A 17,584-nucleotide genomic window follows, 5' to 3' on the forward strand; every position below is an offset into this window, starting at 1 on the left:
TCGTGTCCGACGGTGGTGGGTTTTGTCCAGTATGGACAGAACGCGGGGCCGGCGCTCATCCAAGGCCGGCTGCCATGGCACCATGGCCGGGCGATCCGAGTATCGGCCCAGGTGAGGATTCCTGTGAACGTCGGGTTCCCCGAGGCGCATCATTGATTGATGACCGATACGCACGAGGTGATCAATCAAGTTCCGCTGCTCAGTGGATACAACCCGGCGACCAACCCGGCGCTGTCGGAGTCGCTGGTCCGCGAAGGTGGTGGCTGGGGCGCCGACGAGGTCTTCGAACTGGGCGCCATCGCTGCCGGTGAGGAGGCTCAACGGTGGGGGGAACTCGCCGACCGGAACCAGCCGATACTGCGAACGCACGATCGGTACGGTCACCGTGTCGACGAGGTCGAGTACGACCCGGCCTACCACCGGTTGATGGATGTCGCTGTGACGCACGGTCTGCACGGAGCACCCTGGGCCGACGGTCGAGCCGGCGCGCACGTGGTGAGGGCCGCCAAACTCGGGGTCTGGACGGTCGAGGCGGGTCACGTCTGCCCGATCTCGATGACCTACGCCGTGGTGCCGGCGCTGCGGCACAACCCCGACCTGGCCGCCACTTACGAGCCGTTGCTGACCTCCCGAACCTACGATCCGTACCTGTCGGTCCCGGCCGGCAAGTCCGGTGTGATCGCCGGGATGTCGATGACCGAGAAGCAGGGCGGCTCCGATGTCCGTGCGAACCAGACAGCAGCTCAACCCAATTCAGACGGCTCCTACACGCTCACCGGGCACAAGTGGTTCACGTCCGCCCCGATGTCCGACCTGTTCCTCGTGCTCGCCCAAGCTCCCGGTGGACTCTCGTGCTTCTTCCTGCCCCGGGTACTGCCCGACGGCAGCCGCAACCGGATGCGCCTGCAACGACTGAAGAACAAGCTCGGCAACCACGCCAACGCGTCGTCGGAAGTCGAATACGACGGTGCGACGGCATGGTTGGTGGGCGAGGAGGGACGCGGTGTTCGCACCATCATCGAGATGGTCAACCTCACCAGGCTCGACTGTGCGCTGGCCAGTGCGGGCAACATGCGTGTCGGGCTCACCCAGGCCATGCACCACAGCCAGCACCGGAAGGTGTTCGGCGACTACCTGATCGATCAACCGTTGATGCGGAACGTCCTCGCGGATCTCGCGATCGAAGCGGAAGCGGCCACCATGGTGTCGATGCGGATGGCGGGGGCCACCGACGCAGCCGAACGCGGCGACGACACCGAGGCCCTGCTGCGACGTATCGGGCTGCCCGCGACCAAATACTGGTTGTGCAAGCGGGCAACCGCGCACGTCGCCGAGTCGATGGAGTGCCTGGGCGGCAACGGTTATGTCGAGGACTCCGGGATGCCGCGGCTTTATCGCGAAGCACCGCTCTACGGCATCTGGGAGGGCAGCGGGAACGTCAGCGCCCTCGACACGCTGCGTGCGATGGCCACGGCACCCAAGTCGGTGGATGCGCTGTTCGACGAATTGGAGTCGGCGACCGGCATGGACACCCGGTACGACAACTACCTCGACTCCCTGAAGAGCCAGCTGGGAGAGGCAGGCCAGCCGACCGCACGCAGGATCGCCGAGTCGATCTGCATCGCCTTGCAGGGCTCGCTGATGCTGCGGCACGGACATCCGGCTGTGGCGGAAGCCTTTGCGGCCACCCGTCTCGCAGGCGACTGGGCGGGCGCATACGGCACGTTGCCCACCGGTCTCGATCTCGCGCCCGTGCTCGAACGGGCACTGGTCAAATAGGCGCCGGCAGACTCATTCCCGCGGTATGGCCAGCCGGGTCATGTGCGCCGTCGAGTCCGGCGTCAGACCCAGCTGGTCCCACGCGGTCTCGGTCTCCACAACCGCGTACGCGGACGTGGGAAAGCGTGGAATGTGCGCTGCCGGGTCGAGTGTCATCGCCGTGTCCGGCATCCCGGGCTCGTGCCCGATCACCAATATCGTGGCGGCGTCCGCGGGCGCGTGGAGCCTGATCGCCTCGCACACGTCATCGGCGTCTCCGCCGTAGATGTCTTCGACGAATGTGGCCGGTGCGTCGATACCGGTGTGCTGCAACGTCTGGCGCGTACGGACCGCGGTCGAGCACAGGACGGCATCGACCGTGAGTGCGTCGTCGGCCATCCACCGGCCTGCCAATGCTGCTTCGCGCCGGCCGCGCTCGGCGAGCGGACGTTCCTGGTCGGGTGTACCGCTGGGATAGGCAGACTTGCCGTGCCGCATGAGGATCAGTGTTCGTGCCACGAGGTCGACGGTAGCGTCACCGCGTTCGCCTGTCAGGAAACCTTACGATGCCGACCGGTCGACTCATCCGCTCCGCACCGGGAGAGCGCGGCACGGAGGAGCCGCACCGTGTGATTCCAGGCGGATGCTTCCTGTTCGAGGTGCTGGGCGATCTCTTCGTTTCCCCGGTCCCACTCGAGCTCGGCCAACTCACGCAGCTCGACGACTTCGTCGAGTCCGAAGGCAACAAGTTCTTTGATGGAGTCGATGTTCGAGCAGGCCCAGTCGATCTGATCACGCTGCAGCGTCATCAGACGCTCCAGGTCATCACGCAGGGCCGCCTGCGCCGATAGGGATAGACCACTCACCTGTCCCAGGGTGCCCCACCTGCCGTCCGAGTACTAGTTGACGCGCCGACGAGGTGGCTGATGATCGCATCGCGCACGCGGATCGGCGGCATGGTCCCGGTCAAGGCACGATGGTCGCGAGCTCGGCGATGCTCGACAACATCTTCCGCGACATCACGAACGAAACCGGCTCCAGGAGAGTTGGCCCGAACGCCAGTCGGCTCCCGAACCGGTCGCCGTGGGCGTAGCGTCCGCGTTCGATCAGCCGAGAGCGGCCGTCGCCGGTATCGACCAGGTGAAAGGCCCACACCGACGCGTCGGCTGATCCTGCAGTGCCTCCGAACAGCACGAGCGACCGGCCGGGTTCGACAGCCTTGACCTCGAGGCCGGGCGCTCGGGGATGGAGCTTCACCTCGTCACCGATCGCCAGGTTCTGAAACTCCTGCCGAATCTCGGTGGTGTTGTGTATCCGGCAGCCCGCGATGTTCTCCAGACCGCGGTAACTGTAGAAACCGGCGCGGCTCTGGCCGATCTGCACCAGCCAGGGCCATACCCGTTCCGGCGTCGCGGCCACGTCGATCGCATGGGTGTACGACCACGACGGGATCGGTACGAGCTCGTCGCCCGGGAACGTCCGTTCAGCCTCGGCCGGGGTTGCCCCGAAACGTGCACGGACGGCGCGTGAAGGTCGGCCGAGAAACGCACCGGCGATCTGGACGGCCCCGACGATGGACTCTAAGACCACTTCCACTCGCGGATCTCCGGCATGTCCTCGAAGTGGGTGGTGACGTACTCGGTGTGGCGCTGTAGCTGCGACCGGCAGAACTCGGCGAGCTCCTGGCTGCGTTCTGGTACGCGACGGGTTCTGCGCAGGGCTTCCAGAACCAGGTGGTACCGGCTCATCTTGTTCTGCACCACCATGTCGAAAGCAGTTGTGGTGGTGCCCTGTTCGATGAAGCCGCGAACGTGGAACCGGTCGGCGCGGGTGCGGCCGTGCAGCTGCTGGTGGATGGCCCTCGGATAGCCGTGGAAAGCGAACACCACATCGGTTTCTGCGGTGAACAGATCCAGGAACTTCGATTCGGGCAGCCCATGTGGATGTTGATCCTGGGGCAACAGCACCATCAGGTCGACGACATTGACCACGCGGACGCGCAACCAGGGAACCCACTCACGCAGCAGGTGTGCAGCGGCCAGAATCTCTTCGGTCGGAACGTCGCCCGCGGCGGCCAGCACGATGTCGGGCTGCTCGGGGTCCGCGTCGTTGGTCTCGCCCTCGGTACCGGCCCACTCCCAGATCGATGCGCCGGCCTCGGCATGTTTGTGTGCCTGTTCGAGGGTCAGATACTGAGGGTGCTTCTGCTTGTCGACCACGAGGACGTTGACGTGGTCGCGGCTGCGGAAGCAGTGGTCGGCCACCGAGAGCAGGGTGTTCGAATCCGGTGGCAGCCAAACTCGCACCACGCCGGGGGCCAGTGGGATGACGGCATCGATCAGGCCCGGCCCCTGATGGCTGAATCCGTTGTGGTCGTTACGCCAGCAGGTGCTGGTGAGCAGCACGTTGAGCGATGCCACCGGTTCGCGCCACGGCAGCTCGGCCGCGTGCTGCAACCACTTGGTGTGCTGCACCAGCATGGAGACGCTCACCATCGCGAAAGCCTCGTAGGTGGCGAACAGACCATGGCGCCCGGTCAGCAGGTAACCCTCGAGCCAGCCCTGGCACAGGTGTTCACTGAGCACTTCCATCACGCGGCCCTCGGGCGACAGGTTGTCGTCGTTCTCGTTGGTCGGCAACTGCCAGCAGCGGTCGGTCTGCTCGAACACCGCCTGGAGCCGGTTCGACGCTGTCTCATCCGGGCTGAACAACCGGAAGGATCCGCCGTGGTTCGCATCGGAGTTGTCGCGGTAGATGTCGCGCATCAGCTCGCCGAGCACCTTGGTGGTCTCGTAGGCGAGTGCGCCGGGGGCCTCGATGTCGAGGGCGTACGACTCGAGCGGCGGGATCTTGAGGGGGACCAGTGCTCGGCCGCCGTTGGCATACGGCGTCGCACCCATCCGAAGCTCACCACTGGGTGCCAGGTCGGCGAGGTCGTCGATGAGTGCACCCGACTTGTCGAACAGGTCGTCTGGCTTGTACGAGCGCAGCCACTCCTCGAGGAGCGCGAGGTGCTCGGGATTCTCCTTCACCCCCGACAGCGGGACCTGATGACTCCAGTGGGTGCCCTCGATCAGTTTGCCGTCCACCTCGTGCGGTCCCGTCCAGCCCTTGGGGGTACGCATCACGATGGCGGGCCACTTGTCGCCGGACGGGTCGCCTTCCCGAGCGAGCTTCTGGATCTCGACGATCTTGTCGTGCGCGTTCGCAATCGCCTGAGCCATCGCCGGGAACACCGCATGGGGGTCGTCACCGCCGACGAAGATGGGCTCCCAGCCCTGGCCCGACAGGAACGCCGCGATGTCGTCGTCACTGCTCCGGCCGAAGACTGTGGGACTGGCGATCTTTGCGCCGTTGAGGTGCAGGATCGGCAGCACCGCACCATCACGGGCCGGATTGAGGAACGCCGGGATCTTCCACGAGCCGGCCAGGGGGCCGGTCTCGGCCTCACCGTCGCCGACGACACACGCGACCACCAGATCGGGGCTGTCGAAGGCGGCGCCCGCGGCATGGATGAGTGCGTACCCGAGTTCGCCGCCCTCGTGGATCGAACCCGGTGTCTGCACACTCACGTGGCTCGGGATACCACCCGGCGTGGAGAACTGCCTGCACAGCGCTCGGACGCCATCCGCATCCGGGGACACGTGCGGATAGATCTCGCTGTAGGTGCCTTCGAGGTAGGTCGCTGCCACCAGAGCGGGCCCACCGTGCCCGGGGCCCGTGATGTACAGCCACTTCGAATCGGTCTCGCGGATGCGCCGGTTGAGGAGGGTGTAAACCATCGCGAGCCCCGGACTCGTACCCCAGTGGCCGAGCAGTCGGGGCTTGATGTGTTCGACGCTGAGCGGCTCGCGCAGTAAGACGTTGTCCTGCAGATAGATCTGCGCAACCGTCAGGTAGTTGGTCGCGGACCACCACCGCAGATCGAGTTCGAGTTCGGAATCGGTGTATCCGGCCAACGTCATATGCGCACCTTCTGGGTGTTTGCGGACAGGGCATGTCGATTATCGGTCGGGTTCGGGTGACCCGCACGACTCGAGTACCCAATAGTCCAGAGTTCGCGTCGCCGTCACCGAGGTTTTGTTGTCGTCGTGATCGACTCGCTCACACTCCCACCGCGAGAGCACGCTCGCCCCCGGATCCGGCAAGTATTGTCGGCAAAGTGCACTTGTTCCTCCCGGCGCTGCTGGCGACTCTGTCGGCGCTCCTCGTCGCGACCGGGACACTCGTGCGTCAACGCTCCTCGACGGCGTCGGGGGGGATCACCAAACGGTGGTGGCTCGGAGTTCTGATCGCGGCCGCCGGGTTCGCGTTGCAGGCGGTCGCGCTCGGCCTCGGTTCGTTGCTACTGGTGCAGCCGTTGATCGTGCTGTCGGTGCTGTTCGCGCTGCCGATGGAGGCCTATCTCGACCACCGCCGCCTCAACTTCCACGAGTGGAAGTGGGGCATCATCCTCACCGTCTGCATCGCCGCGTTCGTGGTGATCGCCAGACCGGAGGCCGGGGGACACAACGTGTCGGCCGGAACCCTGGCAGGAACCATCGTCGTGGTGGTCGCGGTACTCATCGGTCTGGTGGTCGCGGCTCGGCTCGTGTCACCCCACCACCGGGCACTGCTGTTCGGATCCGCGTCGGGTCTGCTCACCGGAGTGCAGGCGTTTCTCCTCAAAGCGGTCGTGACCCAGCTCGGGGAGAGCGTCGTGGAGGTCTTGACCCACCCCGAGATCTACCTGATCCTGCTTGTCGCCACCGCCTCGGTGGTCACCCAGCAGCTCGCGTTCGCCGCCCACGATCTGCAGACGTCGTTCCCGGCGATGACGGTGATGGAGCCCGCTGTGGCCATGGCGCTCGGCGTGGTGCTGCTCGGTGAAAGTGTCGACGTGAACATCATCGACGGCATCATCGCCGGGCTCTCGCTGGTCATCATGCTGCGTGCGGTGTTCGTGCTCGCGAGGCACGCAGCCGAGCGTGAGACCGAGTTCGAAGTGGCGTTCCCCAAAGCGCCCGCCCCTGCTCCCGGAGGGTCGGCAATGGGCCCGACCGACCACTAGTCGCCTGTGCAGAACATCATGTCGGCGGTACTGGCGGTCGCTGCCGCCTGCCTCATCGCCACCGGGACGGTCTTCCGGCAACGTGCATCGGCGGCCAGTGGCGCCATCACACCAGGATGGTGGCTCGGCGCCGGTCTGGCGGTGTGCGGATTCTCCCTACAGGCAGCAGCCCTGGGTCTCGGCTCCATCCTGCTGGTCCAGCCGTTGCTCGTCCTGGCCGTGTTGTTCGCGCTGCCGCTCGAAGCGTGGTTCGACCATCGCAGGCCCACACGCACCGAATGGGCGTGGGGTGGCGCGCTGACCTGCTGTGTGGCCGTGTTCCTCTGCCTGGCCTCACCGAGATCCTCCGACAGCCGACCCGACCCCATGTTCTTCGTGCTCACGGTGGTGGCCGTGCTCGCATGCCTCGCCGGTTTGGTGATCGCGGCCGAGAGTTGCAACAACCACATGCGGTCGCTGTTTTATGGGCTCACCGCCGGAGCTCTGTTCGGGATCTCGGCGCTGCTCATCAAAGCCGTCATCGGCCAGGCCACCGACGATCTGCCCCGGGTCGGACTTCATCTCGAGATCTACCTGCTGCTCATCGTCATAGCCGCCGGCATCTACGCCCAGCAGCGTGGCTTCGGCTCTGGCGATCTGCAGACGTCGTTCCCGGCGATGACGGTGATGGAGCCGGCGGTGGCCATGGCGCTGGGCATGGCGCTTCTCTCCGAGCGGATCTCGGTCAGCGTGTGGGAGGCCGGGGTGGTGGGGCTGGCGCTCGTGGTCATGGTGGTCGCGGTGGTCGAGCTGGCCCGGCACTCCGCCATCCGGGGCACGTGAGGACTGGAACCGGCCCGCCCGCGATGGCAGGGTGGGGTGATGACTGAATCGACCGCGGAGACAGACAGTTCGATCACCGAGTACGACGTCATCGTCATCGGAGGCGGCCCCGCAGGAGAGGTCGCCGCGCAGTACGCGACCGCCGGTTCTGACCGAACCGCCGCCATCGTCGAACACGAACTGCTCGGCGGGGAGTGCTCCTACTGGGCCTGCATGCCGAGCAAGGCACTGCTCCGTCCGATCGAAGTACATGCCGCGGCATCCAACCTCGAAGGAATCAAGGTCGGCGAGAAACTCAACCCCGAGGAACTGCTGCGTCGCCGCGACACCTGGGTGAGCCAGTACGAGGACGGGGGACAGGAGAAGTGGGCGAACAGCCTCGACATCGCCGTCCTGCGGGGCCACGGGGTCATCTCCGGCGAGCGCACCGTGACCGTCGACAACGGGGGCCAATGTCAGACGGTCCGTGCGCGCCTGGCGGTGATCGTGGCCACCGGCAGCACCGCCGTGATCCCCGAACTCTTCGCCGACGCACAGCCGTGGACGTCCCGGGATGCCACCGGGGTCAGGGAGATCCCGGGCTCTTTGGTCGTGGTCGGCGGCGGGGTGGTGGCCTGCGAGGCCGCTACATGGATGGCGGCGCTGGGCAGCAAGGTCACCTTGCTCTCGCGCGGATCGCTGCTGGGTAAGACCGAACCCTTTGCCGGTGAGATGGTGGCCGAGGCGCTGACCGCCGCGGGCATCGATGTGCGTCAGCACGTCGACATCACCGAGGTGCGCCGACCGGTCTCCGCGGACACCGGCATCGGCCGCATCCACGGTGACCCGGCGACGGTGGTCGCCGGTGGTGAGGAGATCACCGCCGATGAAGTGCTGGTGGCGACCGGACGCCGCCCTGCCCGCAGCGGCATCGGGCTGGACGACGTCGATGCCGATGCGTCGTGGCTCTTCTTCGTCGGCGACGCGTCCGAGGGCCCGGCGCTCACCCACTGGGGCAAGTATCAGGCCCGCAACGTGGGTCGGCTGATCGCCGCCCGTGCCGACGGGCGCCCGGACCCGGTTGTGCCCGACGGAGTTCCGGTGCCGCAGGTGATCTTCACCGACCCGCAGGTTGCCAGCGTCGGTCTCACCGAGCGCGAAGCAACCGACAAGGGGATCGACGTGTCGATCGCCGACATCGCCTTCGAGTCGGTGGCCGGATTCGGGCTGCTCCGCGACGACGCCCACGGCAAGGCGAGGCTGGTGATCGACAAAGCTGCCGGTGTCATCGTCGGTGCCACCTTCGTCGGTCCTGAGGTCGACGAACTCGTCCATGCGGCGACGATCGCCATCGTGGGTCGGGTTCCGGTCGACACGTTGTGGCACGCGGTGCCGTCGTACCCGACGGTCAGCGAAGTGTGGCTACGCCTGCTGGAGTCCTTGCCTGAGTCGTAGCTTCCGCGAAACCCCTGCGGGCGCAGGCTTTTCGTCCGGATACCGGCACTGCGACCCCTGCAGAGAGATACAAGGCCTGCAGACTTCCGTGAGCCAGGTCAGGCGCGCACCACAAACCAACCGTTCGCCGACTCCAAGGAGATGTCGGTGGGCGGGGGAGGTGGTGTCTCGGTGCTGCCGAAGCTGAAGGGTCCACCGTCGAACAGGGCGAGGTCTTCGCAGGTGAACTCGCCTGCAATCATCTCGGCATCGAAGCCCGTGATGGTGACCTCGCAGCCGCTGTGCATGCTGTCGGCGAAGTAGGCGCCGTCGACCTGCAAGCCCATGAAGGCGTCCTTCACCTGATGCGGAACGTCGGCGGGCAGATTACCGGCCGTCTCCCCGTCGACGGTGACCAAGAACCCCGCCGATGTGTCACCGAACCGGACGTCGACCTCCTTGTCGGTGCCGAACTCGCCGCCACCCGAATCCGACTGCACCACCACACATTTGTCGGTGCCGTCGGACAGCACCACGGTGTACGCGGCCTCGCCTGACTCGAAGTCGATGTCAGTGGCCGGCACGGCAACCGGACCCGCGGGGGCGTCCTTGCCACACTGGCCGGTACCGGACTTCGACTCGGTGCCCGTCTCGGATTGGGTGGCAATCGAGTCGGATGTGGCGGGGACGGCTTCCCCTGAATCCTCGGAGCAGGCGGTGAGCAGTCCGAGACAGAGAGCGCTGATGCTCAGAATCGTCGCGGGCAGTCGGTTCGAACGGGAGGCCGGCACGGGGTTTCTCCTTGGCGGTACGAGCAGAATGCACAAGAAGTTACCGTGACCACATCGGTCGCGAAAGATCATGAATTCGTTTGAATGGCAGTGACACCTCGGGCGCCCGCCGATCTCCCGCGGTTACAGCATCGTCCCGGGATTGAGAATGCCCACGGGATCGAGCGCGTCCTTGATCCGCTGCGTCAGCTCGATGACGTCGGGGCCCAGCTGATCGGGCAGCCAGCCCTTCTTCAGACGTCCGACACCGTGCTCGCCGGTGATCGTGCCGCCGAGTCTGATCGCCAGGTCCATCACCTCCCCGAACGCGAGATTGGCACGTTCGGTCTCGTCGCGGTCGTTGGGATCGTGCACGATCAGCGGGTGCGTGTTGCCGTCGCCGGCGTGGGCGATGACAGAGATCAGCACCCGCCGGTCGGCGGCGATGGCCTCGATCCCATCGATGAGATCCGGCAGCTTGTGCAGCGGAACCCCGACATCCTCGAGTAGCAGGGGACCGATCTTCTCGACGGCGGGGATGGCGTACCGCCGCGCAGCGGTGAATGCCTCGCCCTCGTCGGGATCGGTGGTGGCGAACACCTCGGTGGCGCCGCAGGTGGTGAATGCTTGCTCGATGACCTCGACCTCGGAGGCTCCGGCAGCGCCTGGCGCATCGGACTGGGCGACGAGTAGGGCCCCGGCGGTACGGTCGAGGCCCATCTTCAGCTGGTCCTCGACCGCATTGATCGCGACCTTGTCCATGAACTCGAGCATCGCGGGCCGGATGGTCGACGTGATCGCGAGGACTGCCTCGGAGGCGGCATGCACCGACGCGAAGGTGCCCACCACGGTCGACGCCGGCGGCTGTGGGGGCAACAGCCGCAAGGTCACCTCGGTGATGATGCCCAGAGTGCCCTCGCTGCCGACGAACAGTTTGGTCAGCGACAGCCCGGCGCTGTCCTTGAGCCGCGGTCCGCCAAGACGCACTGCCCGCCCATCGGCGAGCACCACTTCGAGGCCGAGGACGTAGTCGCTCGTGACGCCGTACTTCACACAACACAGGCCACCCGCGTTGGTTGCCGCGTTGCCACCGATAGAGCAGATCTCGAACGACGACGGGTCAGGCGGATACCAGAGTCCGTGTTCCTTGACCGCGGCCTTGACCTCGGCGTTGAGCAGTCCGGGCTGGCAGATCGCCGTACGGGTGATCGGATCGACGGTGATGTCGCGCATGTTCTCGGTGGTCAGGACGATGCCGCCGTCGATGGCGGTGGCCCCGCCGGACAGGCCGGTGCCGGCTCCGCGGGGGATCACCGGTATGGCGTTGGCCGCACACCACTTCACGGCCGCGACCACGTCTTCGGTGCTCGTCGCGCGGACCACCGCCATCGCGGTACCCGCGTCGGGATCGAACGCCCGGTCCTGTCGGTAGCCCGCGACGATGTCCGGATCGGTGACCACCGCCCCCGCGGGCAGGGCCGTCACCAGGTCGTCCAACACCGTCTTCGTCGACATGTTCGCAGCGTAATCGTCCCTGTCGGGAGCTGCCGCGAAGTCGCCGATCAATGCCGGCGTCGGGGGGCGCGTCAGCGCAGCGCGGGCGAGATGAGCGAGGAGATCTGCTGTGCCCATTCGGCCGCCTGCACCTTGGCGCTCACCTTCGACGACGCATCGTGGCGTCCGTGCTCGCCCACCTGGGTGGCGCCGAGTTCGGTGAGCTTTTCGGCCATGATCTCGCCGCCGCGGTTGTAGGTGTCGTCGTAGACGCTGTCGCCGAGGCCGAACATGGCAAAGCGGAGACCATCGAGGGCGGGCTTTTCGTCGTCGAGGGCCTCGGCGAACGGCTCGGCTCCGGTGGGGAGTTCGCCCTCGCCATAGGTCGAGCAGACCACCACGTAGAAGTCCTCGGCGGAGAGGTCTTCGACGGCGAACTCGGACATGTCGTACATCGACACGTCATGGTTGTCGGCCAGCACGTCGGAGATGGAATCGGACACCACTTCGGCGGTTCCGGTCTCGCTGCCGTACAGGATCACAACAGACATCTTCTTCTCTCTCCATCCGGTCTCGTCGGCAACTGAGGGTACCCTATGTCGCGGCAGGTGCCGGGTGCCCGATCAGCGATTTTAGCGATCGTCGGGTCAACTTCACAGTCCGTGCCGCCGGGGGATCTTGCCGCCTGGCGGCCTGCGTGATGGCGCGGCGCGGGGACCGTGTCTGCCCGGGGATAATCACCTGACATCGTCGGCTCGGCTCGATACGCTCCGGGAGACGATGTTCAAGCAAAGGAGCAGTCGATGGCCGAAGATTCAGAGACCAAGCGTAAGTTCCGAGAAGCATTGGAGCGCAAGAAGAATCGTGATCTGCCCACGGGTGATCACAAGGATTCGGCATCCAAGGCGTCCGGCCAGCACGGGCCTGAAGGTGGCCCGCATCAGTTCCGGCGCAAAACCGGGTAGTTCCTGAACAGGTCATCTGCTGCTGGAGCTCGCATTACTAGGAAGTCCTAGTATATAGTGATGGGGACAACACGGCAGTAGATGACTTGTGAGGTACCCATGACCAGGCAGATCGATCACTTTATCGATGGGGCGCACAACCCCGGAACAAGCGGCCGCACCGCCGATGTGATGAACCCGAGCACCGGCAAGGTGCAGGCCACCGTGCCGATGGCCAACCAGGCCGACATCGACGCCGCGGTCGCCAGTGCCGTCGAGGCGCAGAAGGTGTGGGCTGCCTGGAACCCCCAGCGCCGTGCGCGCGTGATGATGAAGTTCGTGGATCTCGTCGGTCAGAACATGGACGAGCTCGCCACCCTGCTGTCGATCGAGCACGGCAAGACCGTTCCCGACGCAAAGGGCGACATCCAGCGCGGCGTCGAGGTGATCGAGTTCGCCATCGGCATCCCGCACCTGCTCAAAGGTGAGTTCACCGAAGGTGCCGGCACCGGCATCGACGTGCACTCGGTGCGCCAGCCGCTCGGTGTGGTCGCAGGCATCACCCCATTCAACTTCCCGGCGATGATCCCGCTGTGGAAAGCCGGACCCGCCTTGGCCTGTGGCAACGCGTTCATCCTCAAGCCCAGCGAGCGCGACCCCTCCGTGCCGGTGCGTCTGGCCGAGCTGTTCCTCGAGGCGGGACTGCCGCCGGGCGTGTTCCAGGTGATCCATGGCGACAAGGAAGCCGTCGACGGATTGCTGCACCACAAGGACATCCAGGCGTTCGGCTTCGTCGGCAGCTCCGACATCGCGCAGTACATCTACTCCACCGCGGCCGCGAACGGTAAGCGCGCGCAGTGCTTCGGCGGCGCGAAGAACCACATGATCATCCTTCCGGATGCCGACCTCGACCAGGTCGCCGATGCGCTGATCGGTGCCGGGTACGGCAGTGCCGGCGAGCGTTGCATGGCCATCTCGGTGGCCGTGCCGGTTGGCGAGGCCACCGCAACCCGCTTGCGCGACAAGCTGGTCGACAAGGTGAACGCACTTCGCGTCGGCCACAGCCATGACATCAAGGCGGACTACGGCCCACTGGTCACCAAGGCCGCGCTCGAGCGGGTCAAGGACTACATCCAGCAGGGTGTCGACGCCGGCGCCGAGCTGGTCATCGACGGCCGCGAGCGCACCACCGACGACCTCACCTTCGACGGCGAGAGCCTCGAAGAGGGTTACTTCATCGGACCTACGCTCTTCGATCACGTCAAGAAGGATCAGTCGATCTACCTCGACGAGATCTTCGGCCCGGTCGTCTGCATCGTGCGCGCAAAGGATTACGAAGAGGCGCTTGCCCTTCCGACCGAGCACGAATACGGCAACGGTGTCTCGATCTTCACCCAGGACGGCGACGCCGCTCGCGACTTCACCGCACGTGTGCAGGTGGGCATGGTCGGTGTGAACGTGCCCATTCCGGTGCCGGTGGCCTACCACAGCTTCGGTGGCTGGAAGCGTTCGGGATTCGGTGATCTGAACCAGCACGGCCCCGCGTCGATCCAGTTCTACACCAAGGTCAAGACCATCACGACCCGGTGGCCGTCCGGCATCAAGGATGGCGCCGAGTTCGTCATCCCGACCATGGACTGAGAGACCGGCCGGTGTCTTTCGACATGGATGACGATGACAAGGTCATCGTCGACACCGCCTCGGCGTTCGCGCGCAAGAGGCTCGAGCCACACGCCCTCGACTGGGATGAGCGCAAGCACTTCCCGGTCGAGGAGCTACGCGAGGCGGCCGAACTCGGCATGGCGGGCATCTACACGAGCGAAGACGTGGGCGGAAGCGGTCTGCGGCGGATCGACGGCGTGCGCATCTTCGAGGAATTGGCGAAGGCCGATCCCACCACGGCGGCCTTCCTGTCGATCCACAACATGTGCACGTGGATGGTCGACTCGTACGGCACGGACGATCAACGCACCACATGGGCGGCAAAGATGGCATCGATGGAGGCCGTCGCCAGCTATTGCCTGACCGAACCCGCGGCCGGGAGTGACGCGGCGGCGCTGCGCACCAAGGCAGTTCGCGACGGCGACGACTACCTGCTGAACGGGGTCAAGCAATTCATCTCCGGCGGTGGTGTCTCTGACGTGTACATCGTGATGGCCCGTACCGGTGCGGAGGGTCCCAAGGGGATCTCGACGTTCATCGTGCCGTCGGACACGCCTGGACTCTCGTTCGGCGCCAATGAGCAGAAGATGGGCTGGAACGCGCAGCCCACCGCTCAGGTCATCATGGAGGACGCGCGGGTACCGGCGGCCAATCTCCTCGGTGGCGTGGAGGGGACAGGCTTCGGCATCGCGATGAACGGACTCAACGGTGGTCGCATCAACATCGCCGCATGTTCGCTGGGGGGTGCCCAGGCGGCCTACAACAAGGCCATCACCTACGTGTCCGACCGAGAAGCGTTCGGCGGCAAGCTGATCGACGAACCGACCATCCGGTTCACCCTCGCCGACATGGCCACGTCGCTGGAGACCGCCCGCCTCATCCTGTGGCGGGCCGCCGATGCACTCGACGCCGGTCATCCCGACAAGGTCGAGCTCTGCGCGATGGCCAAGCGGTATGTGACCGACACCTGCTTCGAGGTCGCCGATCAGGCGCTGCAGTTGCACGGCGGATACGGATACCTGCGTGAGTACGGTCTGGAGAAAATCGTCCGAGACCTCCGGGTGAACCGAATACTGGAGGGCACCAACGAGATCATGCGGGTTGTGATCGGCCGCGCAGAGGCGGACAAGTCGACAAAGGGGCAATACCTATGAGCACCATCGCGTTCCTCGGTCTGGGCCACATGGGCGGACCCATGGCAAAGAACCTGGTCAAGGCCGGGCACACCGTGCACGGATACGATCCGTCGCCCGAGGCGGCCGTGGCTGCCAAGGAAAACGGTGTGGAGGTGTTCGCCGGGGGCATCGAGGCGGTTGCCGACGCCGACGTGGTGATCACCATGCTCCCGCACGGCAAGGCTGTCATCGATTGCTACGAACAGATCCTGCCCGGCGCCAAGACCGGTGCGCTGCTGATCGACAGCTCCACCATCTCGGTCGACGACGCCCGCAAGATCCACCAGCACGCGGACGACCACGGGTTCGCGCAGATCGACGCCCCGGTTTCCGGTGGTGTGAAGGGTGCCGACGCCGGGACGCTTGCGTTCATGGTCGGAGGCACCGAAGAAGCGTTCGTCGCCGCGCAGACCATTTTGGAGCCCATGGCCGGAAAGGTCATCCACTGCGGCGACCCCGGCAGTGGTCAGGCCGCGAAAGTCTGCAACAACATGGTGCTCGCCGTGCAGCAGATCGCCATCGGTGAGGCGTTTGTGCTCGCCGAGAAGCTCGGGCTGCAGGCGCAGGCGTTGTACGACGTGATCACCGGCGCCACCGGTAACTGCTGGGCCGTGCACACCAACTGCCCGGTTCCGGGTCCGGTGCCGACCTCGCCAGCCAACAACGACTTCAAGCCGGGGTTCGCCACCGCACTGATGAACAAAGACCTGGGTTTGGCGATGGCGGCGGTGGAGTCAACCGGTGCGACCGCCCCGCTCGGAGAACACGCGGCCACCCTGTACGCAGACTTTGCGCAGGACAACGCCGGTAAGGACTTCAGCGCGATCATCGAAACGCTGCGCTGAGACGCTGCGCTGAGACACAAGGCGTTGCGTTGAAACGCTCCCCTCGGGTACGGGAAAGTCGACCGACCGAACGCTAGTACGGCCGTTCTGCCCGCTGAATCGGTCGATGCGTGAATGATGGGAGGGACGCCCGCCGACGATCCCGAGGAGCACCCCCATGGCACCAACTCACACGCAGAAGTTCTACATCGACGGACAGTGGGTGGACCCGGTGTCCACCTCGACCCTCGACGTCATCAACCCGGCAACCGAAGAGGTCGTCGCGACGATCGCCCTCGGTGACGAGAAGGATGTCGAACACGCTGTTGCGGCGGCGCGCAAGGCGTTCGAGACGTTCTCCGAGACCACCCGCGAAGAGCGTATTTCGTTGTTGGAGAAGATCATCGAGGTGTACTCGCGACGCCTCGGCGACCTCGCCGAAGCGGTCAGCATCGAGATGGGTGCTCCGGTGAGTCTCGCGCAGGGAGCGCAGGCTCCGGCCGGCCTGGGGCATCTCATGTTCGGCCTGGAAGCACTGAAGAACTTCGAGTTCGAGGAGAAGGTCAACTCCACCACGGTGGTCCGCGAACCGGTCGGCGTCTGCGCACTGATCACCCCCTGGAACTGGCCGCTGAACCAGATCGGAGCCAAGGTGGCCCCGGCTCTGGCCGCGGGCTGCACCGTGGTGCTCAAGCCGTCTGAGATCGCGCCGCTCAGCGGACTGGTGTTCGCCGAGATCCTCGACGAGGCGGGCGTGCCGCCTGGCGTGTTCAACCTGGTCAACGGCGACGGCCCGACCGTGGGTGCGGCGTTGTCCTCGCACCCGGAGGTCGACATGGTCTCGTTCACCGGCTCCACGCGGGCGGGCATCGAGGTGGCCAGGAATGCGGCTCCCACGGTCAAGCGTGTGGCGCAGGAACTCGGTGGCAAGTCCGCGAACATCATTCTCGACGACGATGCACTCGCCGACTCCGTGGCGCGTGATGTCGCGGCGATGGTGGTCAACTCGGGCCAGTCGTGCAACGCGGGATCACGCATCCTCGTTCCGGCCGGCCGGATGGACGAGGCAGCTGAGATCGCCAGGGAGACGGCGGCAAAGATCGTCGTCGGGTCGCCCGCGGACGAGAACACGCAGATCGGACCGGTGGTCTCGCAAGCTCAGTTCGACAAGATCCAACGGCTCATCGAAACCGGTGTCGACGAGGGCGCCGACGTGGTCGTCGGTGGTCCGGGCCGCCCGGAAGGCGTCGACGTCGGCTACTTCGTCAAACCGACGGTATTCGCGAACGTCACCAACGACATGACCATCGCCCGCGAAGAGATCTTCGGTCCGGTGATGGTCCTCATCGGGTATCAGGACGAAGACGACGCAGTCCGCATCGCCAATGACTCGAGCTACGGACTCGGCGGCATGGTCTCGTCTGCGGACACCGATCGCGCGCGCAAGGTCGCCCGCAAGATGCGTACCGGAACCGTGCACATCAACGGTGCCCCGCTGGCCATGGATTCACCGTTCGGTGGTTACAAGCAATCGGGCAACGGCCGCGAGTTCGGCAAGTTCGGTATGGAGGAGTTCTTGGAGGTCAAGTCGATCTTCGGAGACAACGCGTAGCCCGGGAGAGCGTTTCGCCTCGTCGGGACATTCGAGTTCGCTAGAGTAGAACGTGTTCTA

At 65.6% G+C, this 17,584-nt stretch carries 16 protein-coding genes; 9 read left to right on the forward strand and 7 right to left on the reverse strand.

Annotation, left to right across the window (positions count from 1 at the left end; genetic code table 11):
* The first annotated feature begins 159 nt into the window (after nucleotides 1-159).
* The gene (locus tag CSW57_RS16960; protein ID WP_099383843.1) at nucleotides 160-1,779 is read left to right on the forward strand and encodes an acyl-CoA dehydrogenase family protein; all 1,620 of its coding nucleotides are present in this window, start codon (nucleotides 160-162) and stop codon (nucleotides 1,777-1,779) included.
* A gap of 12 nt (nucleotides 1,780-1,791) precedes the next feature.
* On the opposite strand, the gene CSW57_RS16965 is transcribed toward CSW57_RS16960, so the two are convergent.
* The 4 genes from CSW57_RS16965 to CSW57_RS16980 form a co-directional block, all read right to left on the reverse strand.
* Nucleotides 1,792-2,256: a SixA phosphatase family protein gene (locus CSW57_RS16965; protein ID WP_099384551.1), complete on the reverse strand. Its 465-nt coding sequence runs from the start codon at nucleotides 2,254-2,256 to the stop codon at nucleotides 1,792-1,794.
* A 53-nt stretch (nucleotides 2,257-2,309) separates the two neighbouring features.
* Nucleotides 2,310-2,624: a hypothetical protein gene (locus CSW57_RS16970; RefSeq protein ID WP_143696558.1), complete on the reverse strand. Its 315-nt coding sequence runs from the start codon at nucleotides 2,622-2,624 to the stop codon at nucleotides 2,310-2,312.
* Nucleotides 2,625-2,724: 100 nt separating this feature from the next.
* Complete coding sequence (locus CSW57_RS16975; RefSeq protein ID WP_099383845.1) at nucleotides 2,725-3,354, reverse strand: hypothetical protein; 630 nt, start codon at nucleotides 3,352-3,354, stop codon at nucleotides 2,725-2,727.
* The gene (locus CSW57_RS16980; RefSeq protein WP_099383846.1) at nucleotides 3,339-5,723 is read right to left on the reverse strand and encodes a phosphoketolase family protein; all 2,385 of its coding nucleotides are present in this window, start codon (nucleotides 5,721-5,723) and stop codon (nucleotides 3,339-3,341) included. The genes CSW57_RS16975 and CSW57_RS16980 overlap by 16 nt, the downstream gene beginning before the upstream one ends.
* Before the next feature lie 197 nt (nucleotides 5,724-5,920).
* On the opposite strand from CSW57_RS16980, the gene CSW57_RS16985 reads away from it, so the two are divergent.
* The 3 genes from CSW57_RS16985 to CSW57_RS16995 are packed head-to-tail and all read left to right on the forward strand — an operon-like array spanning nucleotide 5,921 to nucleotide 9,064.
* A complete protein-coding gene (locus CSW57_RS16985; RefSeq protein ID WP_099383847.1) occupies nucleotides 5,921-6,808 on the forward strand; it encodes a DMT family transporter in 888 nt (295 codons plus the stop codon).
* An 18-nt stretch (nucleotides 6,809-6,826) separates the two neighbouring features.
* Nucleotides 6,827-7,630 (forward strand): DMT family transporter, encoded by an 804-nt coding sequence (locus CSW57_RS16990; protein WP_223249317.1) that lies wholly within the window; start codon nucleotides 6,827-6,829, stop codon nucleotides 7,628-7,630.
* A gap of 39 nt (nucleotides 7,631-7,669) precedes the next feature.
* A complete protein-coding gene (locus tag CSW57_RS16995; protein WP_099383849.1) occupies nucleotides 7,670-9,064 on the forward strand; it encodes a dihydrolipoyl dehydrogenase family protein in 1,395 nt (464 codons plus the stop codon).
* Between the two features lie 98 nt (nucleotides 9,065-9,162).
* Here the strand turns inward: CSW57_RS16995 and CSW57_RS17000 are convergent, their stop codons facing one another.
* From CSW57_RS17000 to CSW57_RS17010, 3 genes are all read right to left on the reverse strand, one after another.
* On the reverse strand, nucleotides 9,163-9,834 hold the full coding sequence (locus CSW57_RS17000; RefSeq protein ID WP_099383850.1) for a hypothetical protein: 672 nt from the start codon (nucleotides 9,832-9,834) through the stop codon (nucleotides 9,163-9,165).
* Between the two features lie 123 nt (nucleotides 9,835-9,957).
* On the reverse strand, nucleotides 9,958-11,328 hold the full coding sequence (locus tag CSW57_RS17005; protein WP_099384552.1) for an FAD-binding oxidoreductase: 1,371 nt from the start codon (nucleotides 11,326-11,328) through the stop codon (nucleotides 9,958-9,960).
* A gap of 71 nt (nucleotides 11,329-11,399) precedes the next feature.
* Entirely contained in the window at nucleotides 11,400-11,858 is a 459-nt protein-coding gene (locus CSW57_RS17010; protein ID WP_099383851.1) for a flavodoxin domain-containing protein, read from the reverse strand.
* A gap of 252 nt (nucleotides 11,859-12,110) precedes the next feature.
* Here CSW57_RS17010 and CSW57_RS24515 point away from each other — a divergent pair, with 252 nt between their 5' ends.
* From CSW57_RS24515 to CSW57_RS17035, 5 genes are all read left to right on the forward strand, one after another.
* Nucleotides 12,111-12,272 (forward strand): DUF5302 domain-containing protein, encoded by a 162-nt coding sequence (locus tag CSW57_RS24515; RefSeq protein WP_023954190.1) that lies wholly within the window; start codon nucleotides 12,111-12,113, stop codon nucleotides 12,270-12,272.
* Between the two features lie 99 nt (nucleotides 12,273-12,371).
* Nucleotides 12,372-13,892, forward strand: coding sequence for a CoA-acylating methylmalonate-semialdehyde dehydrogenase (locus CSW57_RS17020; RefSeq protein WP_099383852.1), 1,521 nt, complete (start codon nucleotides 12,372-12,374; stop codon nucleotides 13,890-13,892).
* Between the two features lie 23 nt (nucleotides 13,893-13,915).
* A complete protein-coding gene (locus CSW57_RS17025) occupies nucleotides 13,916-15,067 on the forward strand; it encodes an acyl-CoA dehydrogenase family protein (RefSeq protein ID WP_099383853.1) in 1,152 nt (383 codons plus the stop codon).
* Nucleotides 15,064-15,933 carry a 3-hydroxyisobutyrate dehydrogenase gene (gene mmsB, locus CSW57_RS17030; RefSeq protein ID WP_099383854.1) on the forward strand — a complete coding sequence of 290 codons (870 nt, stop codon included), beginning with the start codon at nucleotides 15,064-15,066 and terminating at the stop codon, nucleotides 15,931-15,933. Before CSW57_RS17025 ends, mmsB begins: the two co-directional genes overlap by 4 nt.
* Nucleotides 15,934-16,090: 157 nt before the next feature.
* A complete protein-coding gene (locus CSW57_RS17035; RefSeq protein WP_099383855.1) occupies nucleotides 16,091-17,524 on the forward strand; it encodes an aldehyde dehydrogenase family protein in 1,434 nt (477 codons plus the stop codon).
* Nucleotides 17,525-17,584: the final 60 nt, after the last annotated feature.

The sequence above is a fragment of the Williamsia muralis genome, from assembly GCF_002735905.1.
Taxonomy (GTDB): Bacteria; Actinomycetota; Actinomycetes; order Mycobacteriales; family Mycobacteriaceae; genus Williamsia; species Williamsia muralis_A.

Bases quoted from the DNA above. Each gene is read 5' to 3' on its own strand.
- CSW57_RS17025 (WP_099383853.1), top strand. From the start codon at position 13,916: ATGGATGACGATGACAAGGTCATCGTCGACACCGCCTCGGCGTTCGCG.
- CSW57_RS16965 (WP_099384551.1), bottom strand. From the start codon at position 2,256: ATGCGGCACGGCAAGTCTGCCTATCCCAGCGGTACACCCGACCAGGAA.
- CSW57_RS24515 (WP_023954190.1), top strand. From the start codon at position 12,111: ATGGCCGAAGATTCAGAGACCAAGCGTAAGTTCCGAGAAGCATTGGAG.
- CSW57_RS16990 (WP_223249317.1), top strand. From the start codon at position 6,827: ATGTCGGCGGTACTGGCGGTCGCTGCCGCCTGCCTCATCGCCACCGGG.
- CSW57_RS17020 (WP_099383852.1), top strand. From the start codon at position 12,372: ATGACCAGGCAGATCGATCACTTTATCGATGGGGCGCACAACCCCGGA.
- CSW57_RS17005 (WP_099384552.1), bottom strand. From the start codon at position 11,328: ATGTCGACGAAGACGGTGTTGGACGACCTGGTGACGGCCCTGCCCGCG.
- CSW57_RS17035 (WP_099383855.1), top strand. From the start codon at position 16,091: ATGGCACCAACTCACACGCAGAAGTTCTACATCGACGGACAGTGGGTG.
- mmsB (WP_099383854.1), top strand. From the start codon at position 15,064: ATGAGCACCATCGCGTTCCTCGGTCTGGGCCACATGGGCGGACCCATG.
- CSW57_RS16960 (WP_099383843.1), top strand. From the start codon at position 160: ATGACCGATACGCACGAGGTGATCAATCAAGTTCCGCTGCTCAGTGGA.
- CSW57_RS16995 (WP_099383849.1), top strand. From the start codon at position 7,670: ATGACTGAATCGACCGCGGAGACAGACAGTTCGATCACCGAGTACGAC.
- CSW57_RS16980 (WP_099383846.1), bottom strand. From the start codon at position 5,723: ATGACGTTGGCCGGATACACCGATTCCGAACTCGAACTCGATCTGCGG.
- CSW57_RS17010 (WP_099383851.1), bottom strand. From the start codon at position 11,858: ATGTCTGTTGTGATCCTGTACGGCAGCGAGACCGGAACCGCCGAAGTG.